This is a genomic window from Bradyrhizobium sp. HKCCYLRH3059, from assembly GCF_051168035.1.
Lineage (GTDB): Bacteria > Pseudomonadota > Alphaproteobacteria > Rhizobiales > Xanthobacteraceae > Bradyrhizobium.
In genome coordinates this window covers 493,812-512,525 of sequence record NZ_JBNPUF010000002.1, presented here as the reverse complement: position 1 = coordinate 512,525, position 18,714 = coordinate 493,812, and the positions used below count along the sequence as shown (strand labels likewise).

At 65.2% G+C, this 18,714-nt stretch carries 21 protein-coding genes; 13 read left to right on the top strand and 8 right to left on the bottom strand.

Annotation, left to right across the window (positions count from 1 at the left end; all coding sequences use genetic code 11):
* Positions 1–140 precede the first annotated feature (140 nt).
* Both ACQR13_RS09335 and ACQR13_RS09330 read left to right on the top strand, forming a co-directional pair.
* Entirely contained in the window at positions 141–380 is a 240-nt protein-coding gene (locus ACQR13_RS09335) for a BolA family protein (protein ID WP_315714834.1), read from the top strand.
* Between the two features lie 32 nt (positions 381–412).
* On the top strand, positions 413–1,615 hold the full coding sequence (locus ACQR13_RS09330; protein WP_315749305.1) for a low temperature requirement protein A: 1,203 nt from the start codon (positions 413–415) through the stop codon (positions 1,613–1,615).
* Here ACQR13_RS09330 and egtD read toward each other — a convergent pair.
* Together egtD and egtB are read right to left on the bottom strand one after the other, a co-directional pair.
* Positions 1,591–2,562 (bottom strand): L-histidine N(alpha)-methyltransferase, encoded by a 972-nt coding sequence (egtD, locus tag ACQR13_RS09325; protein WP_315749306.1) that lies wholly within the window; start codon positions 2,560–2,562, stop codon positions 1,591–1,593. The two genes, ACQR13_RS09330 and egtD, sit on opposite strands and share 25 nt — an antisense overlap.
* 56 nt (positions 2,563–2,618) lie before the next feature.
* Positions 2,619–3,869: an ergothioneine biosynthesis protein EgtB gene (gene egtB / locus ACQR13_RS09320; protein ID WP_316203826.1), complete on the bottom strand. Its 1,251-nt coding sequence runs from the start codon at positions 3,867–3,869 to the stop codon at positions 2,619–2,621.
* 303 nt (positions 3,870–4,172) lie between these two features.
* Between egtB and grxD the strand changes: the two genes are divergently transcribed.
* Together grxD and ACQR13_RS09310 are read left to right on the top strand one after the other, a co-directional pair.
* Complete coding sequence (gene grxD / locus ACQR13_RS09315; RefSeq protein WP_315714830.1) at positions 4,173–4,511, top strand: Grx4 family monothiol glutaredoxin; 339 nt, start codon at positions 4,173–4,175, stop codon at positions 4,509–4,511.
* 9 nt (positions 4,512–4,520) lie between these two features.
* Positions 4,521–5,090: an O-acetyl-ADP-ribose deacetylase gene (locus tag ACQR13_RS09310; RefSeq protein WP_315714989.1), complete on the top strand. Its 570-nt coding sequence runs from the start codon at positions 4,521–4,523 to the stop codon at positions 5,088–5,090.
* A 53-nt stretch (positions 5,091–5,143) separates the two neighbouring features.
* Here ACQR13_RS09310 and ACQR13_RS09305 read toward each other — a convergent pair whose 3' ends face one another.
* From ACQR13_RS09305 to murI, 6 genes are all read right to left on the bottom strand, one after another.
* Positions 5,144–6,211 (bottom strand): threonine aldolase family protein, encoded by a 1,068-nt coding sequence (locus tag ACQR13_RS09305; protein WP_315749310.1) that lies wholly within the window; start codon positions 6,209–6,211, stop codon positions 5,144–5,146.
* Between the two features lie 74 nt (positions 6,212–6,285).
* Positions 6,286–6,840 (bottom strand): hypothetical protein, encoded by a 555-nt coding sequence (locus tag ACQR13_RS09300; protein WP_315749312.1) that lies wholly within the window; start codon positions 6,838–6,840, stop codon positions 6,286–6,288.
* Positions 6,841–7,044: 204 nt separating this feature from the next.
* Complete coding sequence (gene rpsD / locus ACQR13_RS09295) at positions 7,045–7,662, bottom strand: 30S ribosomal protein S4 (RefSeq protein ID WP_011925811.1); 618 nt, start codon at positions 7,660–7,662, stop codon at positions 7,045–7,047.
* Between the two features lie 213 nt (positions 7,663–7,875).
* Entirely contained in the window at positions 7,876–8,700 is an 825-nt protein-coding gene (locus ACQR13_RS09290) for an acyltransferase (protein WP_315749314.1), read from the bottom strand.
* A gap of 241 nt (positions 8,701–8,941) precedes the next feature.
* Positions 8,942–9,715: an HpcH/HpaI aldolase family protein gene (locus tag ACQR13_RS09285; RefSeq protein WP_315826300.1), complete on the bottom strand. Its 774-nt coding sequence runs from the start codon at positions 9,713–9,715 to the stop codon at positions 8,942–8,944.
* A 12-nt stretch (positions 9,716–9,727) separates the two neighbouring features.
* Complete coding sequence (murI, locus tag ACQR13_RS09280; RefSeq protein WP_315714825.1) at positions 9,728–10,525, bottom strand: glutamate racemase; 798 nt, start codon at positions 10,523–10,525, stop codon at positions 9,728–9,730.
* 1,007 nt (positions 10,526–11,532) lie between these two features.
* On the opposite strand from murI, the gene ACQR13_RS09275 reads away from it, so the two are divergent.
* The 9 genes from ACQR13_RS09275 to ACQR13_RS09235 all read left to right on the top strand — a co-directional run bounded on the left by ACQR13_RS09275 (position 11,533) and on the right by ACQR13_RS09235 (position 18,685).
* Complete coding sequence (locus ACQR13_RS09275; RefSeq protein WP_316192770.1) at positions 11,533–12,273, top strand: HlyD family efflux transporter periplasmic adaptor subunit; 741 nt, start codon at positions 11,533–11,535, stop codon at positions 12,271–12,273.
* Between the two features lie 92 nt (positions 12,274–12,365).
* Positions 12,366–13,643, top strand: coding sequence for a hypothetical protein (locus ACQR13_RS09270; protein WP_434844771.1), 1,278 nt, complete (start codon positions 12,366–12,368; stop codon positions 13,641–13,643).
* Between the two features lie 83 nt (positions 13,644–13,726).
* Positions 13,727–14,404 carry a transposase gene (locus ACQR13_RS09265; RefSeq protein WP_434844770.1) on the top strand — a complete coding sequence of 226 codons (678 nt, stop codon included), beginning with the start codon at positions 13,727–13,729 and terminating at the stop codon, positions 14,402–14,404.
* 455 nt (positions 14,405–14,859) lie between these two features.
* A complete protein-coding gene (locus tag ACQR13_RS09260) occupies positions 14,860–15,189 on the top strand; it encodes an ArsR/SmtB family transcription factor (RefSeq protein WP_315714817.1) in 330 nt (109 codons plus the stop codon).
* On the top strand, positions 15,186–15,665 hold the full coding sequence (locus ACQR13_RS09255) for an SRPBCC family protein (RefSeq protein WP_315714816.1): 480 nt from the start codon (positions 15,186–15,188) through the stop codon (positions 15,663–15,665). The genes ACQR13_RS09260 and ACQR13_RS09255 overlap by 4 nt, the downstream gene beginning before the upstream one ends.
* A 14-nt stretch (positions 15,666–15,679) precedes the next feature.
* On the top strand, positions 15,680–16,093 hold the full coding sequence (locus ACQR13_RS09250; protein WP_316192767.1) for a GFA family protein: 414 nt from the start codon (positions 15,680–15,682) through the stop codon (positions 16,091–16,093).
* 455 nt (positions 16,094–16,548) lie between these two features.
* On the top strand, positions 16,549–16,980 hold the full coding sequence (locus ACQR13_RS09245) for a CopG family transcriptional regulator (protein ID WP_316225225.1): 432 nt from the start codon (positions 16,549–16,551) through the stop codon (positions 16,978–16,980).
* A 4-nt stretch (positions 16,981–16,984) separates the two neighbouring features.
* On the top strand, positions 16,985–18,220 hold the full coding sequence (locus ACQR13_RS09240) for an extracellular catalytic domain type 1 short-chain-length polyhydroxyalkanoate depolymerase (RefSeq protein WP_316192766.1): 1,236 nt from the start codon (positions 16,985–16,987) through the stop codon (positions 18,218–18,220).
* A 192-nt stretch (positions 18,221–18,412) separates the two neighbouring features.
* Entirely contained in the window at positions 18,413–18,685 is a 273-nt protein-coding gene (locus ACQR13_RS09235) for a hypothetical protein (protein WP_315714813.1), read from the top strand.
* Positions 18,686–18,714 lie beyond the last annotated feature (29 nt).

Sequence of the window (18,714 nt, the reverse complement as noted above, 5' to 3'; positions counted from 1 at the left end):
TCGCCATCACGGTCCCGCGAGAACGCCTTGATTCGCCGTGCTCGGCGGGCCACTGATGGGAGTGCAGCCAAGCCGCGGGCCCTGCGGGCTACATCGTCCACGGGATGCGGCGCCTGCCCGACACAAGGAGATGCACCGGGATGCCCATGGATGCCCACGATATCGAGCAGATGATCAAGTCTGCCATCCCTGACGCACAGGTGACGATTCGCGATCTCGCTGGCGACGGCGACCATTACGCCGCGACGGTGATCTCGGAATCGTTCCGCGGCAAATCCCGCGTTCAGCAGCATCAGCTCGTCTATCAATCGCTGCGCGGCCAGATGGGTGACGTGCTGCATGCTCTGGCCCTGCAGACCGGGGTGCCGGACCAGCGCTGACTGCTTAGGGGGAGATCGCGCATCCGGGGGAGATGGCGGTGGACAATCCGCGTGGTGCGCTGTTTCGCGTCATCGAGCCGAACCGGCACAGCCGGGTCACGTTCGTCGAGCTGTTCTTCGATCTCGTCTTCGTCTACGCGGTCACGCAGATCTCGCACTATCTGATCGGCCATTTCTCGCCGCTCGGCGCCGCCCAGACGGCCGTTCTGTTTCTCGCGGTCTGGTGGGTGTGGGTCTACACCGCCTGGGTTACCAACTGGCTCGATCCCGAGAAGGCGCTGGTCCGAGGTCTCTTGTTCGCGCTGATGCTGGCGGGCCTCGTTCTGTCGATGTCGATCCCGCGGGCGTTCGAGGACCGCGGCCTGTGGTTCGCCATGGCCTACGCCGCCATGCAGGTCGGCCGGACCGCGTTCTGGCTGACCGCGACGCCGCCGCAGCGATCTGCCGTCCGCCGCAACGCCGCCCGCATTCTCTCCTGGCTCAGTGCCTCCGCCGTGCTCTGGCTGCTCGGCGGCCTTGCCGAGGGCCCGGCACGGATGGGGCTGTGGGGGGCGGCGCTCACCCTGGAATATGCGTCGCCGGCCGTCCGCTTCTGGGTCCCCGGGCTGGGTGCCTCCACCGTCGAGGACTGGATGGTCGAAGGCGGCCACATGGCGGAGCGCTGTGCGCTGTTCATCATCATCGCGCTCGGCGAATCCATCGTCGTCACCGGCGCGACCTTTGCCGAGCTCGACTGGACCGGAGCCAACATTGCCGCCTTCGCCAGCGCCTTCATCGGCACGGTGGCGATGTGGGCGGTGTACTTCAACCGCGGCGCTGAGGCGGGATCGGAAGTGATTTCGCAGTCGGCGCAATCCGGGCTGATGGCGCGCTCGGCCTACACCTACTTGCACATGCCGATCGTCGCCGGCATCATCGTGTCGGCGGTGTCGGACGAGATCGTCCTGAAGCACCCCCTCGGGCATACCGACCTGAATATGGCGGCGACGACGATCGGCGGTCCGTTCGTGTTTCTGCTCGGGACCATCCTCTTCAAGTTCAACATCCGCGGCTTCCTGCAGTTGTCGCACGGCGCCGGACTGCTCGCACTGATCGGGCTCGGCTGGTTCGCGACCGAACTGTCGCCTCTCGTGCTTTCGGCGCTGACGAGCGCGCTACTGGCGATCGTCGCGCTGTGGGAGACGCTGTCGTTGCGGTCGAAGCCGGAGCCTCACGCCTCGGCGACGAGCGCCTGAACCGAGAACATCTTCTCGGCATCCGTCCACACGGTCTGGACTTTCCAGCCGGATCCGCGGGCCAGCGCGCCGAAGCGCGCGATGCTGTATTTGTAGCTGTTCTCGGTGTGGATGCTCTCGCCGGCCCGGAACGAGATGGTGGTGCCGAGTAGCCGCACCGTTTGCGGCTTCCGCGCCACCAGATGCATCTCGATGCGGTGCTGCTCGCGATTGTAGATCGCGCGGTGGACGAAGGCGGACAGGTCGAAATTGCCGCCGAGTTCGCGGTTGATCCGCAGCAGCAGGTTGAGATTGAAGCGCGCGGTCACGCCGGCCGCGTCGTTGTAGGCGGCGTGCAGCACACGTTCGTCCTTCTCCAGGTCGACGCCGACGATCATCCGTGCGCCGGTCCCCAAGATCTCGCGTGCCGAGCGCAGGAAGCGGCACGCCTCATGCGGCTCGAAATTGCCGATCGTCGATCCCGGAAAGAAGCCGACCTTCGGCTTGCCTTCGATGGCGTCAGGTAGTTTGAACGACGTCGTGAAGTCGGCGACGACCGGGTGCACGGCGAGCTGCGGGAAGTCGCGGCGCAGGCTGTCGGCCTGTGCGGTCAGGAACTCGCCGGAAATATCGACCGGCACGTAGGCCGCGAAGCGGCAGCTTTCCAGCAGCAGCCGCACCTTGGTGGTGGCGCCGGCGCCGAACTCGACCAGGGCGGCATCGTCGGGAATGACTGCCGCGATCTCGGCGCCGCGATCCCTCAAGATGCCGAGCTCGGTCCGCGTCGGATAGTACTCCGGCAGGCGCGTGATCTGCTCGAACAGATCGGATCCGGCGGCATCGTAGAAATATTTCGGCGATAGCTGCTTGGGCTGCTGGGCGAGGCCTGCGACGGCGTCCGTCGCAAAGGCCGACGTCTTGTCGTCGGGGAGATGGGCGTCGAGCAGCGCGTTGACGTGCACGTTCATGATACTCTCCTGGACGCGCACACACGCGCGACTGTCGGGCAACGAATGCTGATAGCTCAGGTGTAGTCGGCGAGCCGGAGCCCGGTGAATTGCCAGCGATGATGCGGATAGAAGAAGTTGCGATAGGTGACACGGCTGTGGTCCACCGGCGTCGCGAGCGATGAGCCGCGCAGCACCAGTTGATTGACCATGAACTTGCCGTTGTACTCGCCGAGCGCACCCTCCATGGCACGATAGCCGGGATAGGGACTGTAGGCGCTGCGGGTCCACTGCCAGACAATGCCGAAGGCATCGTTGAGCTGGTTGCCGCGCGCGGCGACCTCCCATTCCATCTCGGTCGGCAGATGCTTGCCGCGCCAGCGGGCAAAGGCGTCAGCTTCGTAGTAGCTGACGTGGCACACCGGAGCAGCGGGATCGACCGGCCGCAGTCCGCCCAGCGTCATGATGCGCCATTCGCCCTCGACCTTGTACCAATGCCCGGGAGCCTGCCAGCCCTCGCGGCTGGCGGTGGCGAAGCCGTCCATGAGCCAGAGTGTGGCGGTCCGGTAGCCGCCGTCATCCATGAAGGCGAGCCACTCGGCATTGGTGACGAGATTGCGCGCGATGCCCACCGGCCCGACCAGCGCGCGATGGGCCGGCTCCTCATTGTCGAAATGGTAACCATCGCCGGCGTGCCCAACGGTATGGATGCCCTCGGGGAGGTGAACCCAATCCTCGCCCGTTTCCGTGGGGGCAGGGAAGGTCCAGGAAGGATCGTAGGCCGGGGCCGTCGGGTTCTGCGCGAACGCATGCAGGATATCGGTCAGCATCAGCTCCTGATGCTGCTGCTCATGGTTGAGGCCCACCTCCACGAGCGGCGCCACCGCGGTCAATGTGGCGGTATCGGCGCTGCCCAGGAAGTCCACCATCGCCGCATCGACATGCCGCCGATATGCCGTGACCTCGGCCACGCCCGGGCGAGTGATCAGGCCGCGCTCGCCCCGCGTGTGGCGCGGGCCGGCACTGACGTAATAGGAATTGAACAGGAACGCGTAGTCGGCGTGAAAAGGGGTATATCCTCGGCAGTGCTCGCCCAGCACGAACTGCTCGAAAAACCAGGTCGTATGGGCGCGATGCCACTTGGCAGGACTGGCGTCCGGCATCGACTGGATGACCTGATCCTCCGGGCTCAGCGGCGCCGCGCGCCGCTCGGTCTCGCCCCGGACGGCGAGGTACGCCTCGGTCAGGCGCCCGGCGAGGGAGCCGGACCTGCTCTGAAGCGCATCAGTAACGGGGATCGGGGCCGTAGCGGAGGCAGAACTGGTCACGAGGGTCTCCGTTTGCCAGCAGAAAACGATGTTCGACGGAACAAGTTCCTTTCGACAGTTCGTCCTAAATAGGGGCTTGGTTACGGGATGAAACCCTCGTGCCGGCTATAATATTGCTGCCGTCAGCCTATGGTCCGGCCGGGGCCTGGGTCGCCGGCCGATCCTCGGCATTTTACTTTGGTTGAACAACGGTTTGCGCTACATATAGAGAAGTGATGGTCGGCTGCGGACGAAATCCGTCCGGTGGCGATCAGCGCGCACCGAGCCCCAGGCGTTCCTTGAGGCGCCCTAGAGGAAGCGAAGATGAGCATTGAGCAATTCATTGACAATGAAGTGAAGTCGAACGACGTCGTCCTGTTCATGAAGGGGACGCCGCAGTTTCCGCAGTGCGGATTTTCCGGCCAGGTCGTGCAGATCCTGGACCATGTCGGCGTCGGCTATAAGGGCCTCAACGTTCTCGAATCCGCCGAGCTGCGCAACGGCATCAAGACGTTCTCGAACTGGCCGACGATTCCGCAGCTCTATGTGAAGGGCGAGTTCGTCGGCGGCTGCGATATCGTGCGCGAGATGTTCCAGAGCGGCGAGCTGCAGCAGCTGTTCACCGACAAGGGCATCCCGGTCGGCACGGCGGCCTCTGTCTGAGCTATCCGGCTGAGCTATCCGGTCCGAAAGGTCGGCGCGACCCGATTCGAGGTCATCGTCGCCGACATCACCAAGCTCGGCGTTGACGCCATCGTCAACGCCGCGAACTCGTCTCTGCTCGGTGGTGGAGGCGTCGACGGTGCGATCCACCGTGCGGCGGGACCGGACCTCGTCATGGAGTGCCGCATGCTCCATGGCTGCAGGACCGGCGAGGCCAAGATCACCAAAGGCTACCGGCTGCCGGCCCGCCACGTGATCCACACCGTTGGCCCGGTCTGGCAGGGCGGCGACCGCGGCGAGCCGGAGCTGCTGGCCTCGTGCTACCGGCGCTCGATCGAGCTGTGTCACAAGCATCGTTTGGACTCGGTCGCGTTCCCCGCGATCTCGACGGGCATCTTCCGCTTCCCTGCGGATCGTGCGGCATCGATAGCGGTCGCCACTTCGATCGAGACCATCAGCGCGGAGACGTCGCTGTCGCAGATCGTGTTCTGCTGCTTTTCCGATGCGAGTGCCGAGTTGCACGATGAGGCGTTGAGCCGGGCCGTCGAGAGCCGCGCTCGCAAGGGATCGCCGCGCTGACAGCGGCGTGCCCTGTGCGGCATTAGGTCTGCCGGGCGCGCGTGCGATGATCCTCATGCCCTGCGTACGATCTCCCTGACGTGGCCGATCGTCTCTTCGATCATGGCGGCTGTCACGTCGAGATGGGTGCAGGCGCGGATGCGGCCGTCCATCATCGCCAGCAGCACGCCGCGCTTGCGCAATTCACTCACCATCGTCTCGCCGGACACGCCGGCGCCGTCCGGCTTGAAGAACACCAGATTGGTCTCCGGCTCCTGGACCTCGACACCCTGGATCTGCGACAGCCCGCGTGCCAGCGCCCGCGCATTGGCGTGATCCTCGGCGAGCCGGTCGACGTGATGATCGAGCGCATGGATGCAGGCCGCGGCGACCACGCCGGCCTGGCGCATCGCGCCGCCGAGCCGCTGCTTCCAGCGCCACACCTCGTCGATGAAGGCGGCGCTGCCGGCGAGCACACCGCCGATCGGCGCGCCCAGCCCCTTGGAGAAATCGATCCAGGCCGAATCCCAGCCCGCGGTCATCTCGGCGGCGGGAATGCCGGTGGCAACCGTCGCGTTGAGCAGCCTTGCGCCGTCCATATGCGTCGCCATGCCGTTCGCCTTGGCGATCTCGGCGATCTCGTCGAGCGCGGCCTTCTTCCAGATCGTGCCGCCGCCGATATTGGCGGTCTGCTCGACACTGACGACGGTCTGCGGCGGCTGGTAGCGTGAGCGCGGATGCAGCGCGGCGCGGAACGTCTCCGGTGTGAACTGTCCGTCGGGCCCCTTCAATTGCGTCACCTGGAAACCGCCGAGCGCCGCATGCGCGCCGCCCTCGCGCGAGATGATGTGCGCGGTCTCGTGTGCCAGGATCTCGTCACCTGGGCGGCAATGCACCAGCGTTGCCGCGACATTGCACATCGTACCCGACGGCATCAGCACGGCGGCTTCCTTGCCGAGCAGCGCGGCGACGCGGCCGCACAATTCATGCACGGTCGGATCGTCGCCGATCTGCTCGTCGCCGACCTCGGCCCGCGCGATGGCCTCGCGCATCGCGGCTGTCGGGCGGGTCTGCGTGTCCGACAACAGATTGACGCGCACGGGCGGCGCCTTGGGATCACGCGCGGGCGGGGTGTAATACATCGGCGGTCCTCGTTCGGCTTATCACGACCCGGACCTTACCCAACTCGCATCGCCCCCGCAAAACGCCTCCTCGATTACGCCGCGCGCGGCGGGTTGAGCCAGATGTCCGGCCGCCGCAACGGCTTGTTCTCGATTGGCTCGGCGACCAGCGGCGGCGCCTCGGTGCAATCGAACACCCAGGGTTCGAGCGGGCTCTGCCGCGACGGTGAAAGAAGCAGCGCGGCGCCCGGGCGTTGCCGCTTGATGTTCCAGCCCATGTTCACCGCGGCCCAGCCGACCAGCATGGTGTGCCATTCGTCGGCGAGCTCGCGCGAGTCGTCGAAACAGTGGAGGAGCTCGAGCGCGTAGGGATCGTGGCGAAGCTGCGCATCGGCGAAGGTGAGCCCGGTCCCGACATGGCGGATCACATGGGCTGTCGCATCGGACTGGACGTGCCAGCAGGAGCGTTCGAGGAGGTCGAAGACCGTCGAGGGATAGAGGCCGTCGTTGAAGCGGTAGCGGACGCCGGATGTCCGTGCGCGTAACGGCGGAGCGCTGAGCGGCGGCGCCCGCAACGGCGGCAGAGGCGGGGCACCGACCGCACCGGTCGGCAACGCACCGAAGATGATATTGCGCCTGTTGAACTCCATGGCGAACGCCCCGCTACTTTACAACTGCAGACAGTGAATCACGGGACGGAGTAGCTGTCAGCCCAGGTTGGGGCGAATTCGTGGCAGGTGTGGCATTCGGGAATCGGTTCGCCCCATCCGAAAACAAGCCCAAAAAGAAAAGGCCCCGGCGCGTGCCAGGGCCTTCGGATTATCAGATGGGACCGGACCGCGGTCCGGTCAAGATCAGCGCGAGTAGAACTCGACGATCAGATGCGGCTCCATCTGCACCGCGAACGGCACGTCCGACAGCGCGGGGATGCGGATGAACTTCGCGGTCATCTTGGAGTGATCGGCCTCGATGTAGTCGGGCACGTCACGCTCGGCGAGCTGGGTCGCTTCCAGCACCACGGCGAGCTGCTTCGAGGCTTCCTTGACCTCGATCACGTCGCCCGGCTTGACCTGGTAGCTCGCGATGTTGACCTTGCGGCCGTTCACCTTGATGTGGCCGTGGTTGATGAACTGGCGCGCCGCGAACATGGTCGAGACGAACTTGGCGCGGAAAACCACCGTGTCGAGACGGCGCTCGAGAATGCCGATCAGGTTCTCGCCGGTGTCGCCCTTGAGACGGCCGGCCTCGACATAGATGCCGTGGAACTGGCGCTCGGAGATGTTGGCGTAATAGCCCTTCAGCTTCTGCTTGGCGCGCAGCTGCACGCCGAAGTCCGAGAGCTTGCCCTTGCGGCGCTGGCCGTGCTGGCCGGGGCCGTATTCGCGGCGGTTGACGGGGCTCTTCGGGCGGCCCCAGATGTTCTGGCCCATGCGGCGATCGATCTTGTACTTCGCCTCACTGCGCTTAGTCATCGCGTCCTCTTCGATCAAGTTAGGGTTTGAGGAAACGCGCCCTCCTGTGTGTCCGGGAAATCCGGTCCACCGACAGGCCCCTCCCCAAAGCATGAAGGGAGAAGGCCACGGGTCGCGAAACGCAACGCGGGCCGAAAGCGGCCCGCGAGCAGGGGGGTCTTAGGCGAGAAAGCGCCGGTTTGTCAAACCGCAACCGCCGCTTTTGCCGACAAATCACCCTTTCGGCCCCCTCAGGACGGTCATTTTCTGCCGCGCCGCCTCGCATCCCAGGTCGGCCTCCGCCGGCCCGCGCCCGGGAACCGGGCGGGCCCGCAGCTCGGCCGCGATCTCGCCATTCAGCACCTGCTCGAGCCGGATCGCCGTCCGGGCGATCATGGCGCCGTCGGTAACCCGGTGATCCCAACGGATCAGGATGGGAATCGTCTGGTCCGGCCCGACGACGTCGTAATTGATGATGAACGGTCCCGGGCTCAGGGCAAGGAGCTGGCCGCCGCCGCAGGCCGCGACGCTGGTGACGGAGAAATTGCCGAACCAGTTGGCGCGCTGGCGGCCGAAATTCAGCCCGACCCACCAGGCGAACCGGCGCAGTGGCAACGGCAGCCGGGTCGCCCGCATGATCTTGCGGAACATGGCGACGTCCCCGACCGGCGCCTCCTTGCCCTGCCGGATCACCGCGTCGATCTCGGCCAGCGACATGTCCTCCGGCCCGGAGACGCGCTGCGGCAGCACGCAATCCTCGCCATTCTCGACCCGGGCAATGGTGACGGTGGCGACGCTGCGCGGCAGCTCGTAGAGGCAGCGCCGCGGCCACCCGGTGTAGAGCGTGCGCAGGACCGGCTCGTCGCGGGCGACCAGGGCGAACGCCTTGACGAAGAGCGCGGCGAAACCGGGCGGGCGGACGGCCGCGGCGCGGGCCTCCAGCAGCGGCCCGATCTGGATCGTCCGGGCCAGCGAGACGAACGGCACACCACGGGAGGCGAGCATCAGATCGATGATCAGACGGCGGTGCAGCGAAATCGGCCTGGTGGTTCCGCGCATCCTGAACCTGTCGCTCCCGTTCGTTCTGCTTGGCCTGGTCCGGCTCCCCGGCGGCGGCTGCTGTTAACACCGCAGGCCGGGTTACGGAAGCGCCGTTCGAGGGCGCCGGCGAGGCGAGCGGCTTGGCCTCACACCCCGAGCACGGCCGGCGACAGACCGAAAATCATCTTCTTCCTCATGGTCTTCTTCCGCAAAGTTGTTTTTCGTTTGAAACATGAAGCGCGGCTCGAAACGGCGCGAATCAGCGCTTGATCCCCTCGAAGCTCGCGGCGATGCCGCGCTGGAACAAGGACCAGTCGAAGCCGAGCGCCAGCGCCACGTAACCGCGCGCGATCATCGCATTGGCCTGATCGGCCGAGCGCGCGGCGCCGCCGATCGGCACGCCTGATCTGAGGATGCCGGCCTCGGCGCGGGCGATCAGGGATTTCACTTCGGGATCATCGAGCTGGCCGCGCTTGTTGATCGAGGTGGCGAGATCGCCCGGGCCGATCACCGCGATGTCGATGCCGGGCGTGGCCATGATCTCGTCGATCCGCTCGACCGCCTCGACATGCTCGATCGTCACCATGCAGATCATGTCGTCGTCGGCGGTCGCCATGTAGTCGGCCATCGACACGTTCCAGCGGAAGGGGGCGTGGAACGGACCCCACAGGCGGTCGCCCTGGGGCGGGTAGCGCACGCTGCGGACCGCCTTCTCGGCATCAGTGCGGCTGGAAATCATCGGGAAGTTGATGCCGAGGGCGCCGAGGTCCATCGGCGCCTTGGCGAGATGCGGCTCGTTGGCGGCGATGCGCACCAGCGGCACGCAGGGCGTGCCTGCGGTGGCCGTGATCATCGCATGCGCGGTGGAGAGATCGATCGGCCCGTGCTCGAGGTCGACGATGATCCAGTCGAGCGACTGCGCCATGATACGCACGGTCTGGATGCTCGGGATGGTGGCGATGGCGCCGAAGGTCGGCCGCTTGTCGCGCCAAGCCTGCTTGAGGCGGTTGAGCGGTTTGGGCGCTGCGGCCATCGGCGGTCTCCGTCAGGCCGGGACGCGGCCGCCGAAATAGGGCGTGAGCGCGCGGCCGAGCTGATGTGGCTTGTTCGAGGTGAAGATCATGGTGGCGCCGCCATCGTCGGGGCCGCCAGCCGGGGGGCCCAGCAGGTCGACGACACGGCGCGCGATGGCGGGCGCGGGATCTATCCAGGTCACCGGCCAGGGCGCCAGGCGTTCGAGCCGGTCGAGCAGCAGCGGATAATGCGTGCAGGCGAGCACGACGGTGTCGGTCCGGCCCGCGGGATCGGCGGCGTCGCCCACGAAGCAAGGCGCGATCTCGGCGGCAATGGCCGCATCGCTGACCTGGGTTCCGCTGAGCGCGGCCTCCGCCAGTGACGCGAGTTCCGGCGAGCCGACCAGCGTGACGGCGCAGCCCCGCGCGAAGTCGCGGATGAGGGCGTGGGTGTATTCGCGCTGCACCGTCGCCTTGGTGCCGAGCACGGAGACGCGCTTCGTCAGGGATTGCGCGCAGGCCGGCTTGATCGCCGGCACGGTGCCGACGAACGGCGTCGCGTAGGCCGCGCGCAGCGGCGCCAGCGTCTGCACCGAGGCGGTGTTGCAGGCGATCACGACGAGGTCCGGCTCGTGCGCGGCGATCAACTCGCCCATCAGCGGCACCACGCGGGCGATCAGCGCCGCCTCGCTGTGATGGCCGTACGGAAAGAACGCGTCGTCGGCGACATAGACGTAGTGGGCATCGGGCCGCGCCCGCACCACCTCGCGCAGCACGGACAGGCCGCCGAGGCCTGAGTCGAAGACGAGAATCGTAGGGCGATGGGTCACGCGGCGAGTCTACCGGATCGGGGAGGCGGATTCAGTCGGTTTTTCTGCGGGATTTGGCGGGAATGAGGCGCTTGGGTGTGTTCGGGCAGCGGGGGCGAAGGTTCAAAGCTGCGCATTGGGGCCACGGTGGCTGTCAAAATCTCAGTGTCATCCGGCGAACGCCGGGATCCATAACCACCGGCGGGGTTGGGCGTGCGAGCTGGACGCTCCAGCGTGCGTCACACGACCGCTGCGGAGTATGGCCCCGGGGGCGGCGCCGCGCCAACGCTGACGCGTTGCCGCAGCTTGCCCGGGACGACAGTGGAGATGGAGGCGTCATGCCGAGCGAAGCAATCCAGAGTCTCGCGACGACTCTGGATTGCTTCGTCGCTGCGCTCCTCGCAATGACGCTGAAACATGAATGACGGCGAAACATGGGCTCTCATCCTCGCGCCCGCTTTCGCGTCCGAGTTTTGCTCGTCTGACCGCCCTCTTCAGAATGAGGGCGCGGGAAAGGCCGGGTGCCGGTCGCACCCATGGCCCGCCTGCGAAAAAAAATGCAGGCGGCAGGAACCACAGGTACGGGCCGGATCATCCCGGCCTTCCCCGCGCAATGGTTTGAACGGCTTATACGTGATCTCCCCGGGGATCGGCTTTCTTGCCCCCGTCGCCAGCGCGCTCGTCGAACTTGCAGCGCCAGCTTGGCATCAGCACCGGGATGCCAGGACCACACGACTTCGCCGTACGCATCGGATCGTTCGTCGGCATGATCGCTCACGCTGCAACCCGACACGCCCACCGCATCCCGCACCCAACGCTCGTGACGATCGCGAAACGCCCCTCAAGTGAGGCGGGACGGCGCGGATCATAGCATGCAATTCCGAAAAACAGAAGAAGAATCTTCGAGGCCGCCGGCCGAAACCGTGATCCCCTTGTAACGATTTGGCAAACCTGATTTTTGCTGCCGGCAATCTCGCCTTGCTCGGATGGGCGGAGGATGTTTCCTCCCAGGCTGGGAGGAGCCTGCGATGCTGGGGCAAGCGCTGGTCGAACTCGACCGCACCGTGACCGAGGCCGAGCGCCGCCGCGTCGCGCAGGGCCTGATGCAGGCGCGGCTCGACGTCGCCCGGCTCGGCGTGCTGCGCGACAGCTTCGCTGATCTGGCCGAGCTGCGGCCGCTGGTGGTGCCGCAAGGCGCCGCGCCCACCGACGTCGCGCGCGCTCGCGCCGCGCTGCAGGCCCAGGCCGCCGAGCAGCAGTCGAAGCTCGCCTCCAATCTGCAGCAGCTCGCGCTGCACACCGTCGGCAGCGTCGTCACCCCGGCGCAACAACTGATGCTCATTGTCCCCGCCGACAGCCAGCTCGAGGCCGAAGCCATGATCTCCAACCGCGACATCGGCTTCGTCAATGTCGGCCAGCCAGCCGAGATCAAGATCGACACCTTCAACTTCACCCGCTACGGCCTCGTCCGCGGCAAGGTGCTGAGCGTCTCGCAGGATTCGATCGTGCGCGAAAAGCCGACCGACAAGCAGAACGGCGGCAAGGCCGCCGGCGCGCTGGCGGAGACCAGCGAGCCGGCGGAGCAGGAGTTCATCTATTCGGCGCGGGTGTCGCTGGACGAGAAGCAGATGCAGGTCGAGGATAAGATGGTGGCGCTGGCGCCAGATATGGCGGTGACGGTGGAGATCAAGACGGGGACGCGGCGCATCATCGAATACGCAATGTCGCCGCTGCTGCAATACAGACAGGAGAGCTTGAGGGAGAGATAGAGTCAAGAGAATAGGCAAGTCAGCAAGTATACGGCAAAACGAATGCTCTGTTCGCTAAATCTCGGCTGTTCTAGTTCGGTCCAGGCTTCACCATGAAACTAAGAAATGCACTTGTTATATCCTTGCTGCTGGCGACGGTCGTGGTGTTTTTCGTGGTCAAGAACACTCCGTTCGTAAAGGCTTTGCTAGGAAATTGGGATTTCGTCAAATCAGTCGATAACGAACGGGGGAGCTATTACCGACTAAAAGTCAGGTTGGTCTACAATGGGGATTTGCAAAGTTTCGATATCGTAGTTGCATGTGACGTGCGGCAAGTGAACTATATGGACGGAGCAAGAACGCTGGAAGTTGGTTTGACGCCGACCGTCTTTGGCCGAAGGATGGCTGATGGAAAGGCGATCGTCGTCCGTCCCCCTCGTGCTTGTCGTGGTGAAACGACCGAAAACGGTGGTGTGCCTGTCGACCTGTTGCCGCTCATTGTCGTCTTTGATGATGCTGAGACATTGGCTTTCGGAACGGCATATCTGACGGATGATGCCTTCGATAGCCCGCTATCCTCATTAAAGTTCGACGGTGCGTCGGTCGAGTCGGCGGACAAAGCCGCGTTCGATAGGTTCAGAAGCGAACAGCCGAACCTCGTGAGCCGGTCGTCTTATCATACAGCGAGTGGCCCCGTTGCTGTGAAGAGGTTTGGCACGACCGCGGCAAGGATCCCGATGGGTATTGGATGTTTTGGCTACGCTCGATTTCGATTGACGGATGCTGAGCGCCAACGTGCGGCCGAGCTATGGCCGAACACTCGCCCGCGGTATTGGCTGCCTTCGCACCCGGGCGGGAGAGACGCGTTCTCGCCGACATTTGGCGAATTGATGATGACGGATCGGCAGTACGACAAGCCGACTGCATCGTACAACCTGCTTTCACAGACCGAGTATGGGATTGCAGACTTCGGAATGCCGAGGAGAAATCCTGTCGAATGGTCCGGACATCAACGCCCCGTTGCACCGTCCTACTATCCAGATATTGGCGGGTGGCAAGCCTTGCCGTGGCCGAGCGATCCTGAAGCAAGAGCGCTTGAGCTGTTGTCGAATGGTCCACATGTCGGCGCCAGCATAGACTTTCGAGGTGGGGCAACTCGCGGGTTTGCATACTGTCGCCCTATGCCGGAGACATTTCCGACGGGGGTGGAATATCCGGACCCAGCCCAGGCACCAAGTGTTCGATATCTCAACTCTCCGGCTACGAACTACGTTGATGGAGTTGTTGTGTCTGGTGAGAGAAATTCGAGGCCTGCAGCCATCGTCGAGCGTGACGATTTCATTTTCCGACAATTCTTAATTGGGTTGTCGTCGACCAGGGGGGATGTTTGATGTCATTAAATGAATTGATTTACGGATTTACGGTGACAGTGCACTTAAATTGACATGCGCCGTCCGAGCGCGCAAGGTGGCGCATGGCTCGCCTTGCCCGTGTCGTCGTCCCTGGTCTGCCGCACCACGTCACCCAGCGCGGCAATGGTCGTGCGCGAACATTCTTCGGCGACGACGACTACGCGCTGTACCGCGATCTGCTCGCGACCCATTGCCGGGCGGCTGACGTCGCGGTGTGGGCGTGGTGCCTGATGCCGAACCACGTGCATCTGATCCTGGTGCCGTCGGATGCCGACGGGCTGCGCCGGGCGCTGTCGCGGGTGCATCGCAGCTATGCCGGCGTCATCCAGGCGCGCCGCAAGCGCAGCGGGCATTTCTGGCAGGGGCGGTTCGGCGCCGTGGCGATGGACGAGGCGCATCTGGCGGCGGCGCTGCGCTATGTCAGTCTCAATCCGGTGCGGGCGCGGCTGGCGGCGCGCGCCCAGGACTGGGGCTGGTCGAGCACGCGCGCGCATCTGCGCGGGCGCGACGACGGCCTGACCGCACGTGAGCCGGTGAAGGCAATGTTCCCGGACATTGCCGGACTCCTGACCCGCGCGCCGGAGGACGAGGAGGCTCTGTTCGCGCGTCTGCGCGCCGCCGAGAGCATCGGCCGGCCGATCGGCAGCGACCGCTTCCTCGCCCGCATCGAGAAATTGACCGGGCGCGTGCTCAAGCCCGCCAAACGCGGGCCGAAGCCGGCCGAGGCGGAGGACGGGTGAGCGTCGCGGCCAAGGCGCCGGCGCGGCTGCGAGCCTGAGTGCCTTGTCGTCAAACGCGCAATCAAAACGCCTAAGAAGTTAAGTGCACTGTCACCGAAATGCCCGCGCGCTCGTCGTACTTGCAGCGCCGGCTTGGCATCAGCACCGGGATGCCAGGACCACACGATTTCGCCGTGCGCATCGGATCGTTCGTCGGCATGATCGCTCACGCTGCAACCCGACACGCCCACCGCATCCCGCACCCAACGCTCGTGACGATCGCGAAACGCCCCTCAAGTGAGACGGGACGCGACACCATAGCATCAAATTCTGAAAAACGGAAGAATAAAAATTCGGATTTTCGAGTGGGCGATTTAGCCGTGGAGGTTGGCTCCCCTTGCCATGGCGAAACGCCAGGCGGTCTTTCCAATAATATTAGTGTTGACTAATTGATTAGCGATTGCTATTGTTTTTTCATGATCCAGCCTGAACCCATCACTGCCGTCATGCGCGCGCTGGCCGACCCAACCCGGCGCGCGGTGTTCGAGCGCATCGTCGAGGCCGACGAGATCACTGTCGTCGAACTCACCCGCGGCAGCACCGTCACGCAGGGCGCGATCTCCCAGCATCTGAAATCCTTGAAACAGGCCGGCTTGGTCTGCGAGCGCCCCGAGGGCCGCAAGGTCTATTACCGCGCCGAGCCACGCGGCCTCGAGCCGCTGGCCGACTGGATGAGCCATTACGGCGCGTTCTGGCGCGACCGCTTTGCCAATCTGAGAAACCTGCTGAAGGACATCGATCCATGAACCAAGCCGTGAACGCGGATACGCGGGCCATTGTCGTCGAGGACATCTTTCCGCATGCGCCGGAGATCATCTGGAAAGCCTTGACCAACGGCGAGCTGATCGGCCGCTGGCTGATGGCGCCCAAGGGCTTTGAGCCGATCATCGGCAATCGGTTCACCTTTCAAACGACGCCGGCCGGCGAATGGGATGGCACCATTCACTGCGAGGTGCTGGAGGTCGTGCCGAACGAGCGGCTGTCCTACGCGTGGAAGGGCGGCCACGACAGCAATGTCGGCTACGGCGCGAAGCTGGAGACGGTGGTCACCTTCAGTCTTTCCAAGGCGGACACGGGCACGCGCCTTCGCCTGGTGCATTCCGGCTTCGTGCTGCCGACCAATGACACCGCCTATCGCAAGATGGGCGAGGGCTGGAAGACGGTCGTCAAGAAGCTCGATCAGATCGCCGCCGAACAGGCGTCATCGCAGCGGCCGCATTGAACAAGGAGAGCGACATGACGAAGTCCTATGCCGGCGGCTGCGCCTGCGGCGCAGTCCGCTACGAGATTACGGGCGAGCCGGCCGTGATGCTGGACTGCCAGTGCCGGCAATGTCAGCGCGACAGCGGCACCGGGCATCAATCGCATTTGACCTTCGTCGCGGCGGAGGTGAAGGTCGACGGCGAGGTGTCGCATTGGCAGAGCATCGGCGACGGCGGCACCGTCAAGCGGCGCGCCTTCTGCCCGACCTGCGGCTCGCACATTCACCTGACATTTCCCGCGATGCCCGAGGTGTTCATCGTCCCGCCGGCCAGTCTCGACGACCCCGGCCGCTACAAGCCGCAACTGGTGTCGTGGACATCAGCCGGGTACGCCTGGGATCACCTCGATCCGGCGCTGCCGAAATTCGAGAAGATGCCGCCGCGGTGAGTCTTGGTGCTTGGGGCGAACGAGACGAGCATTTCGTGAGAATCGGCAATTGGCCGTGGGATGAGCTCTCGCCGTCTCCAATGCCGTCATGCTCCGCCAAAAGCGGAGCATCCAGTATTCTGCTGCAGAAGATACCGAACCGAAAAACCTCGGCGTACTGGATCGTCCGCCTTCGACGATGACCAGGGTTACGGCCCCGGGTTACTGTGCACTAAACTAACGACGGCCTGCGCGGCGGTGGGGCGGTGGCGACTGCACGCTCTATCTTGCCCCTCCGATGTTGGACCGGCCCTTTCCTCGGTTGCTGCATCGAGCCGGGCCGCGCTGGCAGGCGATAGGATCGACAGGAAGCTCGCGGCATCACCGGTTCCCTCGCGGAACATTACGCTTGCGCCTTGAACGTCAACGGTGGGCATCCATATGCCATCCATGCACCATCCCGGTGGATGGTAGAAATGGATGCCGCTGTGCCCGACAACGTCCACCCACTCCGCGGGAAAGTTCCGGACACCGAGAAGATCACCGTCAATCTCGGCTACGTCGATCTCGGTCAGGTCGATCTGATGGTGCGGGAAGGGTTCTATTCCAACCGCACCGATTTCATCCGCACCGCGATCCGCAATCAGCTCGACCGACACGCCGACGTGGTCAGGCAGTCGACGGTGCGCAACAGCCTGGACCTCGGCTTGCGGCATTACAGCCGCGCCGATCTCGAAGCGGCGCAGCGGGCCGGGCAGATGCTGCAAATCAACGTGCTTGGGCTTGCCACCATCGCCGCCGATGTGACGCCCGAGCTGGCCCGCGCCACCGTCGCCTCGGTCTCCGTGCTGGGCGCACTCCATGCCACCCCCGCGGTCAAGGCCGCTCTCGCCGACAGAATGAGGTAGCGCGATGCTGAACCAAGAGATCATGCGCGAAGCGACGCGCCTGACGCGGGCCGGCCAGTTGGGCGAGGCCACGGCGTTGCTGCAACGTATGCTGCGCGGCGATGGCTCGTCGGCGGCAGCGGCCAGTCCAGTGCGATCAGTGCCGGCGCGGCTCGCGCCTCCGACCATCGAGGGACAGGCGACGCGCGTCAGTGAGCGCGACCGGCCGTCCGCGAAGGTTGCCCCGGCGCAAGCGCGCGCCACGCAGGCCAAGCCATCGCAAGCCAAGCCATGGCAAGCCAAGCCCGCTCAGGCGCGCCAGCGACCCGTCCGGCGCGAAGATCTCGGCGAGCTGCCGGGCTTCGGCCTGCGAGGTCCGCATCTGCGCGCGCCTTCGGCGCGCGACACCACCCCCGAAGGTGCAAGATTCGTCCAGGCCAGCTTCGGCAATGCGGCGGGACGCCGGAGCTACAAGCTGTTGATCCCCAGCAGGGCCGAGGGCCGTCAGCTTCCGCTCGTCGTCATGCTGCATGGCTGCACACAGTCGGCGGACGATTTCGCGGCCGGCACACGGATGAACTTCCTGGGCGAGGAGCAGAGCTGCCTCGTCGTCTATCCGGAGCAGCCGAGCGGTGCCAATCAGTCGAAATGCTGGAACTGGTTTCGCACCGGCGACCAGCAGCGCGAGGGCGGCGAGCCGTCGCTGATCGCGGGCATCACCCGCCAGGTGATGCGCGACCATGCTGTAGATTCCAGGCGCGTCTATGTCGCCGGCCTGTCGGCCGGAGGCGCCACGGCCGCCATCATGGCCGCGACCTATCCCGATCTCTACGCCGCGGCGGGCGTCCATTCCGGTCTCGCCTGCGGGGCCGCGCGCGATCTTCCCTCGGCGTTGATGGCGATGCGCCAAGGCGCCGGCCACGCGGCGGATCGGAGATCGGCTGTGCCGACGATCGTCTTCCATGGCGATCGCGACACGACCGTGCATCCCGCCAACGGCGACCGGGTCGTTGCGCAGGCGACCGGCGCCATGCGCGGGACATCGTCGGTCGTGCACGGGCGGGTGCCCGGTGGCCATGCCTATACGCGGACGATTCTGACGGAGCCGAGCGGGAAGGTGACGTCGGAGCACTGGACCGTCCACGGCGCCGCTCACGCCTGGTCCGGCGGCAGTCCGGCCGGATCCTACACCGATCCGAAAGGACCGGATGCGACGCGGGAGATGCTGCGGTTCTTCCTCGCGCATTCATGCGCGGACTAGCAAGACAACGGCGCCCGTGAAAATGCCGGTGGCGCTGCATTCCGTCTTGCGAGGTCAAGACATCTGCACATCTGCGCGTCGCTGCTACCAGCAACCATGATGCATCTCCCCCGTTAAGCGGGCACGAATATCCTGGCGGGTGTCGTCCTCGGGAGGGCGAATGACCATGTCACGACGAACGCGGGTGGTCCGATGTCGCGATTCCTGAACTGGTTCTTCCGCAATCGCGCGACCGGCGAGATCACGATCGCCCAGATGCCGAACCCCGCTCTTTGGATCGTGCTGGCGGGCAGCCTCGTCGGCTGGGTCTGGCATCCGCCGGGTCAGACAGGCGCCAATCTGGATTGTCTGGTCAAAGCCAGTCTCTTCGTCTGGGCGTTCGACGAACTCCTGCGCGGCGTCAACCCCTGGCGCCGCTGCCTCGGCGCAGCCGTGCTGGTGTATGTGATCGCGACCGCGGTCTGATGGGCATCAGCGCGTTGGCCACGTGATGA